At 39.4% G+C, this 17,288-nt stretch carries 18 protein-coding genes; 11 read left to right on the top strand and 7 right to left on the bottom strand.

From position 1 onward, the window contains the following. Positions 1-44: 44 nt before the first annotated feature. Entirely contained in the window at positions 45-362 is a 318-nt protein-coding gene (locus tag Q0V26_RS08945) for a DUF2007 domain-containing protein (protein WP_297480864.1), read from the bottom strand. Between the two features lie 854 nt (positions 363-1,216). Continuing rightward, complete coding sequence (locus tag Q0V26_RS08940) at positions 1,217-1,573, bottom strand: DUF4145 domain-containing protein (protein ID WP_297480862.1); 357 nt, start codon at positions 1,571-1,573, stop codon at positions 1,217-1,219. Between the two features lie 176 nt (positions 1,574-1,749). On the opposite strand from Q0V26_RS08940, the gene Q0V26_RS08935 reads away from it, so the two are divergent. Further along, positions 1,750-2,082 carry a DUF2500 domain-containing protein gene (locus Q0V26_RS08935; protein ID WP_297480859.1) on the top strand — a complete coding sequence of 111 codons (333 nt, stop codon included), beginning with the start codon at positions 1,750-1,752 and terminating at the stop codon, positions 2,080-2,082. A 51-nt stretch (positions 2,083-2,133) separates the two neighbouring features. On the opposite strand, the gene Q0V26_RS08930 is transcribed toward Q0V26_RS08935, so the two are convergent. Together Q0V26_RS08930 and Q0V26_RS08925 are read right to left on the bottom strand one after the other, a co-directional pair. Beyond that, entirely contained in the window at positions 2,134-3,138 is a 1,005-nt protein-coding gene (locus Q0V26_RS08930) for an acyltransferase (RefSeq protein ID WP_297480856.1), read from the bottom strand. Between the two features lie 156 nt (positions 3,139-3,294). Continuing rightward, positions 3,295-4,017: an SDR family oxidoreductase gene (locus tag Q0V26_RS08925; RefSeq protein WP_297480853.1), complete on the bottom strand. Its 723-nt coding sequence runs from the start codon at positions 4,015-4,017 to the stop codon at positions 3,295-3,297. Between the two features lie 369 nt (positions 4,018-4,386). On the opposite strand from Q0V26_RS08925, the gene Q0V26_RS08920 reads away from it, so the two are divergent. From Q0V26_RS08920 to Q0V26_RS08905, 4 genes are all read left to right on the top strand, one after another. Beyond that, positions 4,387-5,979 carry an AbgT family transporter gene (locus Q0V26_RS08920; RefSeq protein ID WP_297480850.1) on the top strand — a complete coding sequence of 531 codons (1,593 nt, stop codon included), beginning with the start codon at positions 4,387-4,389 and terminating at the stop codon, positions 5,977-5,979. A 125-nt stretch (positions 5,980-6,104) separates the two neighbouring features. Further along, positions 6,105-6,962 (top strand): LysR family transcriptional regulator, encoded by an 858-nt coding sequence (locus tag Q0V26_RS08915; RefSeq protein WP_297480847.1) that lies wholly within the window; start codon positions 6,105-6,107, stop codon positions 6,960-6,962. 97 nt (positions 6,963-7,059) lie between these two features. Next, positions 7,060-7,947 carry a patatin family protein gene (locus tag Q0V26_RS08910; protein ID WP_297480844.1) on the top strand — a complete coding sequence of 296 codons (888 nt, stop codon included), beginning with the start codon at positions 7,060-7,062 and terminating at the stop codon, positions 7,945-7,947. Positions 7,948-8,074: 127 nt separating this feature from the next. After that, positions 8,075-8,551, top strand: a complete 477-nt coding sequence (locus Q0V26_RS08905; protein WP_297480842.1) for a Dps family protein — start codon at positions 8,075-8,077, stop codon at positions 8,549-8,551. Between the two features lie 150 nt (positions 8,552-8,701). Here Q0V26_RS08905 and Q0V26_RS08900 read toward each other — a convergent pair whose 3' ends face one another. Both Q0V26_RS08900 and rhtB read right to left on the bottom strand, forming a co-directional pair. Continuing rightward, a complete protein-coding gene (locus Q0V26_RS08900) occupies positions 8,702-9,928 on the bottom strand; it encodes an HDOD domain-containing protein (RefSeq protein ID WP_297480839.1) in 1,227 nt (408 codons plus the stop codon). A gap of 66 nt (positions 9,929-9,994) precedes the next feature. Beyond that, entirely contained in the window at positions 9,995-10,612 is a 618-nt protein-coding gene (gene rhtB / locus Q0V26_RS08895; protein ID WP_297480837.1) for a homoserine/homoserine lactone efflux protein, read from the bottom strand. 202 nt (positions 10,613-10,814) lie between these two features. Here rhtB and Q0V26_RS08890 point away from each other — a divergent pair, with 202 nt between their 5' ends. Both Q0V26_RS08890 and Q0V26_RS08885 read left to right on the top strand, forming a co-directional pair. Next, on the top strand, positions 10,815-11,789 hold the full coding sequence (locus tag Q0V26_RS08890; RefSeq protein WP_297480834.1) for an alpha/beta fold hydrolase: 975 nt from the start codon (positions 10,815-10,817) through the stop codon (positions 11,787-11,789). A 158-nt stretch (positions 11,790-11,947) separates the two neighbouring features. Then, complete coding sequence (locus Q0V26_RS08885; RefSeq protein ID WP_297480831.1) at positions 11,948-12,751, top strand: Cof-type HAD-IIB family hydrolase; 804 nt, start codon at positions 11,948-11,950, stop codon at positions 12,749-12,751. Between the two features lie 71 nt (positions 12,752-12,822). Here Q0V26_RS08885 and Q0V26_RS08880 read toward each other — a convergent pair whose 3' ends face one another. Continuing rightward, the gene (locus Q0V26_RS08880; RefSeq protein ID WP_080159254.1) at positions 12,823-13,281 is read right to left on the bottom strand and encodes an EVE domain-containing protein; all 459 of its coding nucleotides are present in this window, start codon (positions 13,279-13,281) and stop codon (positions 12,823-12,825) included. 61 nt (positions 13,282-13,342) lie between these two features. Here Q0V26_RS08880 and Q0V26_RS08875 point away from each other — a divergent pair, with 61 nt between their 5' ends. The 4 genes from Q0V26_RS08875 (at position 13,343) to potE (ending at position 17,039) form a co-directional block, all read left to right on the top strand. After that, positions 13,343-13,762 carry a hypothetical protein gene (locus Q0V26_RS08875; protein ID WP_297480825.1) on the top strand — a complete coding sequence of 140 codons (420 nt, stop codon included), beginning with the start codon at positions 13,343-13,345 and terminating at the stop codon, positions 13,760-13,762. A gap of 81 nt (positions 13,763-13,843) precedes the next feature. Then, a complete protein-coding gene (locus tag Q0V26_RS08870) occupies positions 13,844-14,425 on the top strand; it encodes a DTW domain-containing protein (protein ID WP_297480823.1) in 582 nt (193 codons plus the stop codon). 130 nt (positions 14,426-14,555) lie between these two features. Continuing rightward, on the top strand, positions 14,556-15,023 hold the full coding sequence (locus tag Q0V26_RS08865) for a glycine zipper 2TM domain-containing protein (protein ID WP_297480820.1): 468 nt from the start codon (positions 14,556-14,558) through the stop codon (positions 15,021-15,023). A gap of 690 nt (positions 15,024-15,713) precedes the next feature. Continuing rightward, positions 15,714-17,039: a putrescine-ornithine antiporter gene (gene potE, locus Q0V26_RS08860; protein ID WP_297480817.1), complete on the top strand. Its 1,326-nt coding sequence runs from the start codon at positions 15,714-15,716 to the stop codon at positions 17,037-17,039. Positions 17,040-17,288: the final 249 nt, after the last annotated feature.

The raw sequence follows: 17,288 nt of genomic DNA, 5'->3' as shown, positions 1-17,288 counted from the left end.
ACTGATGCTCGCTTTAATTTCTTCATACTTCAAACACCGACGTATTACCCGTCACGATCATGCTGACAATGCCAGCATAATTCAAATTGCCCCTGATTAACTTCACCACAATGATCGCAATGCCAATCAAGATAATCGTTACGTAAATAATTTTCTATCACCACCAACGCTTGTTGCCATTGCAATCCGATCACCCATAATTGTACTTCAACCACGCTCATCGGTAACTCTCCTGCTGCTGCGGCTAATGCTTCCCCCGTCAACCGTACCGATATCCCTGCATTTTCTAATAAACCTTTTAAACTATAGGCTTCTAAACTGTTTCCTGCGCTATATACACATTGCCATTGTTGATCCGTCATACTCCTTCTCCAATAACTTGAGTAATAGTCATTTAAAGATAGCAATAAATAATCAAATCTCTGTATCTAATATTAAACCCATTTTATGATGTCAGTAGCCAAATCACTACGTAAAGCAAATAAAACAACCTCACCAAAACACATAAAAACCCCAAAAACAACCAATATAAAAATAAAACCAAATTAAAAAAGCAATAAAATACAAAAGGTTATCTTCAAACATTACAAAAAAACAAAAATAACATATAAAACCAACTAACATTGAATAAACAGATAAAAACAATGTATTAAATATTTAAAAATAATGAAAAACCAACAACTTAGCTGTTTTTCATACAAAATCTATAACCCCCAAAAATGATACATTTAAAAAATAACGCCAAAATAGCATTACAGTTAAATATCTCCATTTTTTGCGTATTTATAACAAAAATCATTAAGAATGATAATCAACCATCACAAGAAAACAAAAAATCACATTAAAAACAAAGAGTAAACTTAATAAAAAGGCAAGCAACACCAATTAACATAAAAACAACACCAAAGAAAACACTGTTTTAATAGTGATAAAAGGCTTTTATTGTCACTCTAAAATGTTTTTATCCAAGATAATCACCACCTCACCTTGTCAACATGGTTAAAAACATGTTATCTTTGTTGTCAAGATAAAAAAACACACCACCACCAAGGATTGAAAACATGCTGACACATTCACAAAAACAAGGCCTTGTAATGATTGCTGTTGTTGTTGGTCTAATGACACTACCCATTATTTACTAAGCCTCATTCAAGAAACAAAAAAATAGCGCCTAATGGCGCCATTTTTTTATCTACCCTGTAAATATTCAGTATTGTTATAACGTAATATGCTGCCAATGATAAAAATAGAACCCTAACGCCGCTAACGTAATCCCACCCAAAAGCAAAACAGCAGCTCCCCACACCAAGCGACTACTACGTGGCATTAATTCCACTTCACACTCAGCACATAAATCCATAAACAACTGATAGTTATTAGTGTCGATAACATCATTCGCTATCAATTTTTGGTGTATCAGCTTGATTTTATTTAATTTGATCGAGATTTCGTCAGGAAAACGATTACCACAGCTATCAACCAATTGTGTTAAGTCAGTACCCTTAGCGTGATAATGCTGGCGTAATAAGTCTTCTAGCCGGCGTGAACTCTTAATGACTTGTTCAATATCCATCATCACCTCCCTAAATATCCAATTATGATTACCTTACCTAAGCTACCCATTCAACATAGTGTTTTTGTAAAATAATTGTATTCAGATCACGCTTTTATTATCCAAAGTTAGGTATGTATAAATTTGCTGTGAATAATATCGTTGTATTTATTTAATAACCACCAAGGAGCTAGGGAATGCCGACATGGATTATTGTCGTACTATGCCTACTATTACTACTGGCATTAACCTATTTTATCTATAACTATCGCCGTCATATCTTAGGTATTGATGCACCAGAAAAAAAGATTGAAGTTCAGATTTTAGATAAACAAAGTAACCGTATTATTGGTGCTCAGCCAGGAGAGGAAGATGAAGAGTATTGGTTTTATGTTCAACCACTAGCAGGCGGACCTAAACGTGAATTCATGATTGGTATTCATTATTACCATGCTTTACATCCAGGTGATATTGGCACTATGACGTACCGCGGTCAGCAATTTGTTCATTTTGCATTAAAACGTCAATAAGCCACAACGCTGTTTGCTCACATCTTTGTGAGCAAACAGACAGACACTCGGTTATGGCACCAACCACGCCGTGTAACGATAACGACTCAACAACCAACTGGTCGCTAAAGCTAAACTCGCAGCAATTAATGTCCATACTGGAATCGCAATTAGCGGGTTGGCGAAATAGAGATCATATTGGCGTAATGGCCATAAGAAGATCGGATGAATCAAATACACTCCGAGGCTATATTTACTTAACCAACCTAATTTAGTTTGAGTCGACACACTTAGCTTATTAGTCACCGCTCGACAGAGTAAGAATACTGTTGCAGCAACCACCGCTGTATTCAAGGTTTTATATGACATCCAGCGGGCCACTTTATATTCACTAGCAGCAAAACTCTGACTGATCACGTTATAGTCAGTCATCACAACTGCAATCAACGCTAGAGGCAATAACACCATTAAACTTGGCCAACGATATTGATATAGGCAATAACCTAACAATAAATAGCCGCTATAAAGTAAATCGGTTTCACTCCACAAGCCATCAATATAAAACAGATATAAGCCAGTGATCAGCAGCCATACCATAATGACCCCTTTCACTTGCTCCGGCTCTGCTTTTTGTACCCACCACTGAATAACAGGAATAACCAAATAAAGAGGAATAAAGTAATAGAAAAAACTGAGGTGATAATAGGTTTCATGAATGGGCAGTTTTTCCAGTACCAACCAACTCACGCTGCTATCAAGACCATTCGCCGTTAATCCAGAGAAAAGCGCATAAAATACCGACCATACCAAAAATGGGATTAATACTTTACCGAGGCGGCGCTTAATATAATAGACGAGGTCAAAAGGACGCTGATCGCTGAGCATAAGAGCACCGGAGATCATAATAAACACAGGAACAGCCCAACGACTGAGACTATTGATCGTAATCGCACTCATCCACTGCCAATCAGGGATTTGCCCTATTTGATCTCGATAGGGGCCAAGGACATGAATCACGACGACTGCCACGGCAGCAACCACTCGTAGTAAATCAAAAAATCCTATCTTCTCTCTCACCAACGGCCCCTTATATAAATAGCAGCTACAAAAAAGCAGAACCATAATCATTTACGGCTCTGCTTTGAATATAGCAGCCACTTAGCAGCAAGTATCTATTACAGTGTTCAATTAACCGATAACTCACTCATTGTAGGCAGTAATTTCACCTAACAGTTAAGGTTGTTGGCGTGTTGCCGCTAATACAATTTCACGCACACATAAATTTTGAGGCTGGTTATAAGCATAGCTAATCGCATTGGCAATATCTTGCGGTGCAATCACACCACCCATGCCTTGTTTCCATTCTTGGTAGCCTGCTTTAATCGCATCGCTGCTGGTGTGGCTTAGTAATTCAGTTTCGACAGCGCCAGGAGCTATAGTAATAAAACGCACATTATCATCAGCCACTTCTTCACGAATATTTTCAGTAATAGCGTGTACCGCAAATTTAGTGCCACAATAAGCCGCATGGTTAGGGAATGTTTTACGACCCGCGATTGAACTGATATTAATAACAGTACCTGTTTTACGCGCTTTCATGCTCGCAAGAACAACATGGATACCGTTCAGCATGCCCATCACATTGACATTAAACATAGTTTGCCATTCAGCAGGATCTTGCTCATCAGCAAGACCAAGTAGCATCATACCGGCATTGTTTATTAAGCAATCTACTGGACCAAATTTTTGCTCAGCTTCTGCAACTGCCGCAGCAATTGCTTTAACATCCGTTACATCTACTTTACGGCACAATGTATTCGGTAGGTTTAATGCTTCCATCGCTTCAACACGACGCGCTAAAAGTAATAAAGGATACCCTTCTGCTGCTAATTTACGTGCAGTAGCTTCACCAATACCTGAACTTGCACCCGTGATCACAACTAAAGATTTCGACATATTTTTTTCCTCTAGAATAAACCGCACTCTTGATGCAGCCAGCTAAGATGCTGTTGATAGCAATAACTATAGAACGAATTACCACAGCTGAAAAATATCTATTTCCTTGGTTTATCATCAACAAAAACTATGGATAAAGTGCCAATATTATTACTTTTCTTAATTGCCATTTCATTTTGTAATTAACTCTCCAACACTCGGAATTAACATCTAACCAATAATATCGCTAAAACATCCTTATTTAGCCTTATTTATCACTGGCTTACATTAATTTGAGATTTAACATTGCTTTTACATCAAACAACAGGATAACATTTCGGTTACAAAACAAGTACCCATTGATGGGATAAAACTATAACGGAGATAGTGATGCAGTCATCAGCTTCACAACAACAGCAACCGAAAAAAACTGTCTTTACGCGTTTTCTTGATACCGTGGAATGGCTAGGTAACTTATTACCACACCCTATTACTTTATTTGCCCTATTCTGTATCGCGATTCTTGTTGCATCAGGTATTGCAGGCTATTTAGGCGTATCCGTTGTCGATCCTCGCCCTGAAGGTACCGCTGGGCGTGCCGCTGATGGCATGATCCATGTTGTAAGCTTATTTAATGCTGAAGGTTTACAACTTATCGTGGCAAACTTGGTAAAAAACTTCACCGGTTTTGCACCATTAGGTACCGTACTGGTAGCCATGCTAGGTGTTGCAATTGCAGAGCATTCAGGCTTACTGTCTTCTGCAATGCGTGGCTTAGTAATGGGCGCTTCTCGTCGCATGGTAACGCTAGTTGTTGTCTTTGCTGGTATCATTTCTAACACCGCATCAGAACTAGGCTACGTGGTATTAATTCCATTAGCTGCAATGCTTTTCCACTCATTAGGTCGTCACCCACTTGCTGGTCTCGCAGCAGCCTTTGCTGGTGTGTCAGGTGGTTACAGCGCAAACTTACTACTGGGTACGGTTGATCCTCTGCTATCAGGTATTACCCAAACCGCAGCGCAAATGATCGATCCTAACTACATTGTTGGTCCTGAAGCTAACTGGTACTTCATGTTTGCTTCTACGTTTGCCATCACCATCATGGGTGCGTTCGTTACCGAGAAAATTGTAGAACCAAAGCTAGGACAATACGATTCAAGTGAAGCGGGCGATGATTTAAGCCAAGATAAAATGGGAACACTTACAGATCTTGAAAAGAAAGGTCTGAAAATGGCAGGTATTGCCGCTTTAGTTGTAGCTGTACTGCTGGCACTCACTATTGTGCCTGCTGACGGTATTCTACGTAATCCACAAACAGGTTTAGTGGCGGGTTCGCCGTTCTTAAAAGGCATCGTGGCATTTATTTTTGTGTTCTTTGCTATCCCAGGTTTTGTCTACGGTAAAGTTGTCGGCACGATGAAAAACGACCGCGATGTAATTAACGCAATGTCACTGTCGATGTCATCAATGGGTATGTACATTGTATTAGTCTTCTTTGCCGCGCAATTTGTTGCCCTCTTTAAATGGACCAACTTCGGTCAAGTCTTTGCAGTTGGTGGTGCAGACTTCCTACAATCGATTGGCCTAACTGGTCCGGCACTGTTTTTCGCCTTTATCTTAATGTGTGGCTTTATCAACCTAATGATTGGCTCAGCATCGGCGCAATGGGCAGTAACCGCACCTATTTTCATCCCAATGTTAATGCTTGTAGGTTATGCGCCTGAAACAATTCAAGCGGCATACCGTATCGGGGATTCTGTTACTAACATTATCACTCCGATGATGAGTTACTTCGGTATGATCTTAGCGGTAGCTACCCGTTACCAGAAGAACCTTGGTCTAGGTACACTGATTTCAACCATGCTGCCTTATTCGATTGTATTTATAATAGGCTGGAGCATCATGTTCTATGTCTGGGTGTTTATTCTAGGTATCCCAGTTGGCCCAGGCGCAGCAACCTACTATAACGTTGCGGGTTAATCACCATTATTTATTGCAGCCGGATATGATGTCCGGCTTTTTTATCCCTCTTTGATCCCGGCTTTCCCTCAAAGACTCTCGCTGTGATAACCTTCAGACTTAGAACAATACCAAGGAATTGCATCATGGATTTACGACTATTACGGTTTTTTATTGCTGTTTATGAAGAAAAAAATATCACCTTAGCCGCAGAACGATGCTGTGTGTCTCAACCATCAATATCAAGTGGCATCAAGCAATTAGAGCAAGAGTTAGCGACTCAGCTTTTTATTCGTCATAAAAAAGGGGTTAACCTTACCGATGAAGCACACTACCTTTATCCATTAGCGATTCGATTGTTAAATGACGTTAATACCCTGCCGCAACTCTTTCAGCAACGTACTGAACGTTTACCGCTAACACTGGCTAATTTTGCCGATCTTAGCCAAAGTCAGTTAGCGATTGTATTAGCACAACTGCACCAGCAAATTCCCAATCTTTTAATTGAATTGGTGGATCATGATAAGAAAGCCGATGCGCGATTAACGCTAGATATGTTTAAAGCTGAAGATGAAATTTTTCTGCCATTATGGGATGAAGATTATGTACTGTGTATGTTGCCCGATCACCCACTAGCAAGCCTAGCCAGCGTATCGCCACAGCAATTACACCAACATGATTTTATTGAATGTCCGCCGTGTGAGGCTCACCAACAAACTATTGGCTTATTGGCATGCGATGGTCTTTCCGTTAATTTAGTGGCAAAAGCTGAACATAAAACTCAAGTAATGCATTTAGTGCAAGCTGGATTAGGGATCTCTTTTCTACCAACGGGTGTCCTAGAAAGTGCGACCCAATTGGTTACTGTTCCTCTAGAAGGCCCGCGTATGTTCCGTCGTTTAGGGTTATGTTATCCCGCCACTAAAACGCTAAATCCAGCGTTAGCGGCTTGCATTAAAGTATTAAGCCAACAAGTTGCAATTGACCATCAATCCAACGGTTAAATTTTACCTATCACAGCAATAAGCAAAATCGAATTTTTTATTGCTGTAAATCTGTTTATCCTGAAATTAGAGCAAAGTCAGCTAAATAGGTTATACCATGAATACAATCCAACCCACTTCCCATGCTTTGGTTGTCGAAGGTGGTGCAATGCGTGGCATTTTTGCTAGCGGTGTACTTGATGCATTCCTTGAAAATAACTATTTACCGTTTGATTTTGCTATTGGCGTCTCAGCCGGAGCGACAAATTTAATTGGGTATTTAAGTGGTAATTACGGCCGCAGCCATAAGATCATTACTCAATATTCTCGTGATCCCAAATTTATTAATTTTTCTCGTTTTACCCATGGCGGCCATTTAACCGATATTGACTGGTTATGGCGTACAACCTCACGTTATTTACCGTTGAACCTACTCAGATATGAACAACGTCAAATTCCCCTTTATGCAACCACAACCAATCTAGAAACAGGTACAGCTGAATATATTAAGGTAACACGGCATAATATTATGCCGTTAATGGAAGCAACCTGCGCCCTACCTGTTGCTTATCGTCATAAGCCAACCATTGATGGTGTTGCAATGAGTGATGGCGGTATTGGCGATTCAATTCCTGTTATTGAAGCGTATCGTCGTGGAGCACGTAATATCACGGTGATTTTATCAAAACCACTAGGATTTCATAAACACGACACCAAATTACCATGGTTAATCAAATCGATGTTTCATGATCACCCAGCCTTTGCAGAAGCCGTGATGACGCGTCCTAGCCGTTATAATGCAGCGCTTGATTTCATTAATCATCCGCCAGCAGATTGCACCATTACCGTTATTGCTCCTAATCACGATTTTCATGTTGGCCGCCTAACTCGTAACCTCAATAAACTAGAACAAGGTTACTTACAGGGCAAACAAGCTGGTCATCGTGTCTGTGGCATTATTCCTTGTGAAGGTGAACATTGCGATCCTGCGGCATTAGTTGCCTAGTCATTATAGATTAAGGCTATTGTTATAATAGATAACAATAGTTATACCTATCAATAGCGTTTATCTATACTGACCCCATCAAAACGAAATCTACTTTTGTTTTTAACCATTTTATGAGGAATGTACCATGGCTCACCAAACCAATTTAATCGGTCTTGACAGTGATAAAGCCCAAGCGCTAGCTTCTGACCTCAATCAACTTCTATCTAACTACCAAGTATTTTATATGAATACTCGGGGTTACCATTGGAATATCAAAGGCCAACAATTTTTCGAATTGCATTTGAAATTTGAAGAAATTTATACTGATTTGCAAATCAAAATTGATGAATTAGCAGAACGTATTTTAACCCTTGGTTACACACCCGATCACAGCTTCAGTCGTTATTTAACGGCAAGTGACATCAAAGAACACCAAAATGTCAGTGATGGTCAGCAAGGAGTACAAGGCTTAGTTGATGGATTCAGCATTCTACTTGGCCAACAACGTCGCATTCTTACGGCGGCGGGCGATGCAAGTGATGAAGGAACAGCGGCATTGATGGGCGATTATATTCGCGAGCAAGAAAAATTATTGTGGATGCTTAACGCTTATCTGCAGTAACCATAATCAAAACTACATAATGTTAGTAAATTAGTCACTTACTAACAGGATAAATCTATGTATGTAATATAAGTAGATTTATCCAAAGTAATACCCTGACTATAGCAATACATTAATATGGTTCTTTTGGGGTCTTTTATGGCCCCTTTTTTATTCATTTGAATAATCGAGTTGAGTACAATTTTCAGCCCACGTAACAGCTTGTAAATAACTGTCTTGCACTTGCTGTTCTGATAACCCTAAGCCACTACAACCTATTGCCACTTGTTGCCAATCTGCTTTATCAAAAGCATCAACTAAATTTAATACTTGTCCAAGCTCTCCTTGGCGATGTAACAATGATGCTTGAATGTGAGGCTGCAGTTTTAATAACACTAATAAATCGGCCAACGAACTATCTAATAATGCATCTAATAACGAAAACATCCCCGCCAAAAACGCCTGCTCTTTAGGTATCATTGATGAACTATAATTCACTAATTCTTCACACATTTTAGCGCGTTGTAATGACAATGTGTACAGTGCCTTAGGTTTATCTAATGCAGCATGGGCGGTAGCGACAACCCCGACAAACATCCGTAATTTGTCTTCGCCTAAATACACTAATGCTTGATGAAAGGAACTAATTGGTTCAACTAATCGATGGTTAGCATTATTCACATAACGCAGCAATAAATAAGACAGTGATACATCACTACTAATGATCTTTTCAATATTATCGAAATCAACTGGTTCACAACTAATAGTCTGTAATAACTGAATAGTAATTAATTCAGAAGCCGCAACTTTACGATGTTTTAATACTTCAGGCCGACTAAAATAATAGCCTTGAAAAAAATCAAAACCCGCAGTAAGTGACGCTTGAAAAGCAGCATAAGTTTCAACTTTTTCTGCTAAAAATTTCACTTTTAAATGACGGTTATTACGCACAAAGTCACACGCTTTTTCCAAACCGAGCATCAATAAATCCAGTTTAATGATATGTACATAACGAAAAAAACGTTGCCACCTTATATCATATTCAAAATCATCAAGCGCAATAATATAGCCCTTTTGATGGAGGTGTTTTATTGCTAAAAATAACTCATCATTAGGAATACAGGTCTCTAATATTTCAATAACGACTTTGCTCTTTGGCAACAGTAACGGCATTAAATTTACTAAACAGTTGTGAGGGAAATTAATAAAGTTTCGCTGTCCTTTAAAAGTGCGGTCATTACCAATCGCCATATAGTTTTCAAGTACAAGTCGGCATGTTGCTTCATTCGCATCTATCGTAGGAAAAGCATTACATTCCCCATCCCGAAATAACAACTCATGGCCAATCGTTTGTTGACGACAATTAAAAATAGGCTGACGAGCAACATAAGAAAACATTGTAATAATACCTTTTAAACCACAACAATTAATGACAAATTATCACAAGATATCACCCTCGAAATATTATGCACGAGCTAAAGCAAGTAATGCACCACAACCAATAAACATCGAACCAAAAATACGATTAAGGCGCATCATTACCGTTGCAGAACAAATATAATGGGTAAAGCGTGATGCCAAGCAGACATAAAATAACATTACACAGGCATCAATAACCAATGTCGTTATACCTAAAACTAATAATTGGGGTAATTGCGGTTGGGTGGCGTTAATAAATTGCGGAAACAATGCAACTAAAAATACAATTGTTTTAGGATTAGTTAAATTCACCAATACCGCTCGTCGAAATAAACACCCACCAGTCACTGACTGATCAACATTTTCAAGTGATAACGCATTGTGCTCACGCCACTTTTGAATACCTAACCAAACTAAATACGTGGCACCAATCCATTTTATCAGCGAGAAAGCCACTGCTGATTGCGCCACTAATGCCCCTAACCCGACCCCAACCAGTGCTATATGAACCGCCATACCCAATTGTAATCCTACAATAGATGCTAACGACTTACGCCAACCATACACCATGCCGTTACTGATGGAATTAACCGTTCCAGATCCTGGAGCAAAACTAAATACAATGGCTGCAACAACATAGGTTAGCCAAATCTCCACACTCATTGATATTCCCTTATTATTATATCAAGCTATTATAAGGCTGTGTTATACCTCGACATTAGATAAACAAGCAACTTATTGCTTTATTACGCGACGGGCAATAAATAAGGTATACTGGCAAAGATGATAATAAGCAACGAGATAGCTCGTTCGCAAAATTATCATTCAATTCTTTGCCTCGTAGTTCACAACTTTCGGAAACGTTATGACTCACTCAGCCTTGCATTTTTCACAAGAAGCTAGCTTCAGTAATATGATGGCAGGCCCAATTGCTGCGCTATGGCAACAACGGCATGAAGGCACATTGCACGGTGTCAATCAGTGCCAATTAAGCTGGGTTAGTTTAACGCCGGGTACCAGCAATAAAGTCATTGTTATTGTGAATGGGCGCATTGAAAGTTACTACAAATACCAAGAGCTATTTTTTGATTTAATCAATCAAGGCTACCATATTTACGCCCTTGATCACCGTGGCCAAGGCATGTCACAACGATTAACTGCAGATCCTGAAATGGGGTATGTTGATCAATTTGATGATTACGTTACTGACCTGCACACCTTCATAACTGATATTGTCAAACCTCAGGGTTATCAACATCATTTCCTATTAGGTCATTCGATGGGGGGAGCTATCAGTAGTCTACTGCTTGCTCGTCATCCTAAACTGATTGATCGAGCGGTATTAAGTGCACCAATGCATGGTATTCATCTTAAGCCCAGTTTACGTTTTTTTGCTGAGCCATTAGCACGCCTTAATGATTACATTCATCGCCAACCCACTTATGCACCAGGACAACGCGCTTACTACTCCAAAACGTTTACAAATAATCCACTGACACACAGCGAAACCCGCTTTCAATGGAGCAAAAGTTTATACCAACAACAACCCCAACTACGTTTAGGGGGTGCCAGTAATCGTTGGGTATGGCAAAGTATGGCTGCCACCCGCCACTGTCTTACTGAGGCTGAAAACATCATCACCCCAACCTTAATATTACAAGGTAGCGCCGATCATATTGTTGATAATCAAGCCCATCTTCATTTCTGCCAGCGTACACCCAATTGTAGCCAATTAGTCACGATAGCTGACGCTCGCCACGAATTATTATTTGAAATAGACCAATATCGTAATATTGCTTTAACGGAAATTTGCAACCATTTTACGATCCCAAAGCAGTAAATAGGCTCAAAAAGGCTACGCCATCACAAAAATAAAAGCGGAAATATTTATTACTAACATCAACCCCTTTTTATCTCTCATAGTAGTTTAAGATTAACAACTCACATTCGATCTCGTTATCTTTATTTTCGCTACATTTCTATTTATTGAGAGCTTTCATGTATCAAATCGTTGCTTCAGATTTAGATGGCACCTTACTAAATCCTGACCATAAAATTGCGCCATTTACTCGCGATGTATTACAGCGTCTTGACCAACAAAACATAAATTTCGTCTTCGCCACTGGCCGTCATCATATTGATGTTGAAGAAATACGTGAAAAATTAGCAATTCCAGCTTATATGATCACCTCAAATGGTGCTCGCGTACATAACAGCCAAGGCGAACTGGTCTTTCAACAAGATCTAAGTGCTGACGTTATTCGTGGTGTAATTGAACTCGCTAAAGACGATCCTGCATTACATATTCATATGTATTGTGGCGATCAATGGCTTTTAAATCATGATAATGAACAGCTAAAAGAGTTCCATGATAGCTTTAGTTATCACTTGTATGATGCCAATAATCCCCCAGTAGAAAACGTGGCTAAAATCTTTTTTACTCGTGATGACGAAGATCATGAAGCGTTAGTGAAATGGGAACAGTGTTTCAATACCCATTTTGGTGATAAAGCCAACGTCGCCTTTTCAACTCCCTGGTGTCTTGAAGTGATGGATGCGGGAGTGTCAAAAGGTCATGCACTTAAAGCCGTCGCTGAAGCTCTGGGTTACCAACTGGCTGACTGTATTGCATTTGGTGATGGTATGAATGATGCTGAAATGTTAGCAATGGCCGGTAAAGGTCTGGTAATGGGAACCTCACACGAAAAAGTGAAACAGGCATTACCAAATAATGAAGTTATTGGCTCGAACGCTGACGAAGCAGTAGCACATTATTTAGAACAGCATTTATTAACGCGCTAATTTGGCCGTTTTTATGCTTGAAAAATCTAAATCAGTGACAGTCATAGCGCTCTATGTTGTCACTGTTTTATTTAAAACTGTCCCGTCATGGCTAATATGTGTTGCCATTGCGCCGCTGTTACTGGCATCACACTGAGTCGATTGCCTCTTTTCACTAATGGCATTTCAGCTAACTCAGGCGTCTTTTTCATTCGTGCTAAGCTTACTAATCGCAAATGTTGTTGGTATTCAATATCCACCATTACCCACGGTGGTTTTTCACAGCTGGCCTTGGGATCAAAATACGCGCTTGTTGGTTCAAATTGAAAATGATCAACATAGGCTTCTTTCACCACTTTCGCGATACCAACCACACCGATAGCTTTGCAAGAAGAATGATAAATCAGCACTAGATCACCACATTTAACCTCATCGCGTAGCATATTTCTAGCTTGGTAATTACGCACCCCTTCCCATGGTGAAACTTTTTGTTGTTTTAAGGTGTCTATTGAAAAGGTATCTGGTTCGGTTTTAAATAACCAATACGCCATAGATTTTCCCTCATTACGCTAATTTCAATGTTGAAATTGAGCCTACCATAGAGAGTACATAATGCCATACCCACGTTTATCACTTGCATTACTGCTAGCGGCAACCACCTTATCGGGCTGTGCTAGCTGGATACCCGCTGCTTTTAAAAGCGATCCTGCAGAGTCACAATGGGTAGGTAACTACAAAAGTGATACCGAAATGGGCTTAACAACGCATCTTCACTTAGCACAAGATCATGCGGCAACAACAACATATAGTTACACTAATGGTGATCCTGATTTATTAGAAACAGGTCATTGGCAAGCGATTAACCCTACCAGCGTTAAAGTCACTATGACCTCTCATCAAGGACGTCCACTTAATAGCGAACGTATTTATAGCTACGATCCTCATAGTGAACAATTAAGCACGAAACAAGAAACTGTCGATGGTCAAACTTATGAACTTGGCGTTGAAGGGTTAATTCTGCAACGCCAATAACGATCAATATTATTCTCTATCGTGACTCAAAGGTGGCGTTATGCCACACTGCCACCTTTATTGTTTACTATGAGAAAAATCATGGCTTGCCAGCGTTGCGGTTTTCAATTTAATTGTATTTGTGACATCGAACCACAATTACAATCAGCGGCCGATTTTATCCTGCTAACTCATCCTCGTGAATGCAACAAAGACACTAATACTGGCGTATTAATGACTCGAACTCTATCCAGTTGTCGCGTTGAAATGTGGCACCGCACACAACCACCACAACGATTACTAGACCAACTACAAAATCCTCATTATCAAGCATGGTTAGTCTTTCCAAGTGATGAACAACATTTGGCACAACCTTTAACATTACCAACAGCAACCGATGCAAAAATATTATTAATAATTCTAGATGCAACTTGGCAAGAAGCCCGCAAAATGGTGCGTAAAAGTCCATGGCTAAGCCAATTACCTCGTATTGCAATCACCCCTCAGCAGACATCTAACTACGCTTTGCGTCGCAATCAACAACCAGGACATCTATGTACCTGTGAGGTCGGTATTGAATTATTAAATTTACTGCAACAACCTCAAGCGGCACAACAACTACAAACCTATTTTAATCATTTTATTAATACCTACCACGCCGATAAAAGTGGTCACGCAAAATAACCACCGGTTGCGATTAAACTATCTAACAGTTGTTTTTGTAATATCAGATTTACTGCTTTATTTTCTAAATAAAAAGGCTCAAATTAGAAATAACCATTTTATACACCGTATTTTTAGTGAAGCAGATACCATGAAAACCAAAATTCTTGCTGTAGTAATAATAGCTTCGACCTTAGGTCTTGCAGGCTGTGCGGCCAATCCTTATGGCAATGCCTACAATGTAAATGATGCTCGCCAGATGCAACAAGTTTACTACGGTACAGTGGTGCGAACCCAAGCTGTGACGCTAAACGGTAATGGTAATGGGATTGGCACCTTAGCTGGCGGCGCAATTGGTGGCATTCTTGGTTCTGGCGTTGGCGGTGGTAAAGGTGCTGAAATAGCCTCTATTGGTGGCGCATTGCTGGGGGGGTTCTTGGGCAATGAAGCAGGTAATCAAGTAACCAAACACAATGGGGTTAACTTAACCATAAAAATGGATAGCGGCCGTACCGTTTCAATCGTCCAACAAGTCAACTCTCAAGTAATGTTCCATACAGGCGAACGCGTCCAAATAAATGAAAGCGCCGATGGTACTTCACGAGTAACGCCTGCATAAATACAATGTCATTATTTCAATAAAAGGAGTTGCGGCTCCTTTTTATTACTCAAAATATTCCCCATTTGAATACCATGATTCACCATTAGCACTCTCAATTCCTCAATGCAATCATTCCAATCTACACATTATTAACACTTTATCCCCTCAAAAATGGGATTCAACGGTTACTAATCATCAGAATAAATAAAAAAACTACTCATATAATAAGGCATGCAACATCATTATTAATGCATAACTATTTTGTACTCACAGTTGCAAATGCAGAATTTGTAGTATGACAACCATCTAATTGTTAGCTCAAGCCACTGTTATTAATGATTTTTAATTATTAAGCTTTATTACTTCATAATGGAATGTTAATTTTCACGAAATTAAGCAATCGAATAACGATACTCTTTATTAATTTACTCTCTAAATATGCAACGTTTCTTTGCGCTTTTACGGTTTTTTTTTTATCAAAATAGCAGCATCATAGCACTCGTTAAATAAGTAAACGGTGATGTGATTAAGTAATTTCGGCAAAGGTAAAATATATTTAATTTATTTTTTTGGTTAGGTAAGACAATCAAAAAAATAATTTAATCATTTATCGATGTTGAATTTTTTAATTAGCATGACTTTATTTTCATTATGATAAATAAACTATTTTTATAGCGTTTATATCCCCCTCAATGATAGGTGAATATAATGTCATCAGATACTGGCACTAAAAAAATGGGCCTTGTCGGCTTAACTGTACTTGTTGCAGTTAACATGATGGGTTCCGGTATTATTATGCTACCAGCAAGCTTGGCGCAAGTTGGTGCAATCTCAATGTTATCTTGGGTTGTTACTGCGCTAGGTGCAATGTGTATTGCTTACACGTTCGCTAAATGTGGTGCATTTTGTAAACGCTCTGGCGGTATGTCAGCTTACGCAGAAGAAGCACACGGAAAATCATCTTTCTTCATCTCTTCTTACACTTACTACGTGTGTTTGGTGATTAGCTGTGTTGCTATTGCCGTTTCTTGTTTAGGCTACATCAAACCATTTATGCCTTGGCTTGATACGCCAATGCATACTTTCTACGGTGTGGTGGCTATCCTTATCTTCACTATGGTAGCTAACTTTGGCGGTGCGAAAATCACAGGTCAAATCTCAGCATTCACTGTTTGGGGTATTATTATTCCGGTTGCAGGTCTGTCTATCATCGGTTGGTGGTGGTTCGATCCACAAACATTCATGAGCGCGTGGAACCCACATCATGACACAGCTATGCACTCAGTATCTTCTGGTATCGCACTGACTTTATGGGCTTTCCTAGGTATTGAATCTGCGGGGGCTAACTCTGATGCAGTTGAAAACCCAGAGCGTAACGTACCGCTTGCAGTACTGTTTGGTACTGGTTTCGCAGCAATTGTTTACATTGCGTCAACGGGTGTTATTCAAGGTATTATTCCTAACTCAGAACTAGCAGTATCAACTGCACCGTTTGGTTTAGTGTTCAGCCACATGTTTAACCCGACTGTAGGTAACATCGTTACTCTAGCGGCGGTTATCGCATGTCTAGGCTCATTACTTGGCTGGCAGTTCACTAACGCCCAAGTATCTAAAGCAGCGGCAGATGAAGGTTTGTTCCCTAAAATCTTTGCTAAAACCAACAAAGCGGGCGCACCGATTGCAGGTATGTTAATCATGCTAGCAGCTGAGATTATTCTTGCGGTAATGACTATCTCTCCTAACTTGATCAGTCAGTTTAACGCGCTATTGAACCTAGCCGTATTTATTAACATGGTACCTTACATCCTATCGATGACTGGCCTTGAAGTGCTACTTCGTAAGAATGTGGTATCTAAAAAGCAATACCGTCTTGGCGCTACCGTGGGTACATTAGCGGTTCTGTACAGCATCTATGGTGTGTACGCTTGTGGTGCGACAGCTGTATTTGGCGGTACCATCTTGACACTACTTGGCTACATCTTCTACGGCTTCATCGCAGCACGTGATACTAAGCCAGAAGTAAATGCAAACTAATTAAAGATTTAATAAATTCGATACTAAAGCAATTTATTAATAACCAACTAGAACGGAAATGGGAATAAATAATAAATACGTCACACATTAATATTTAATTAATCAATGACATTATTTATTCCCTTCTAAAATATTCGAACAGATTTTTATTACTTCATAGATCTATGTTGCGGTAAAACATATCTGCCACTAATCATTTTATTCAGGCGTTATTATGAACAATAATAGTAGTACAAATAAAATGCGTGC

The sequence above is a fragment of the uncultured Photobacterium sp. genome (assembly GCF_947039875.1).
GTDB lineage: Bacteria > Pseudomonadota > Gammaproteobacteria > Enterobacterales > Vibrionaceae > Photobacterium.
The sequence above is the reverse complement of the archived record's forward strand: the minus strand, read 5'-3'. Positions and strand labels throughout refer to the sequence as shown.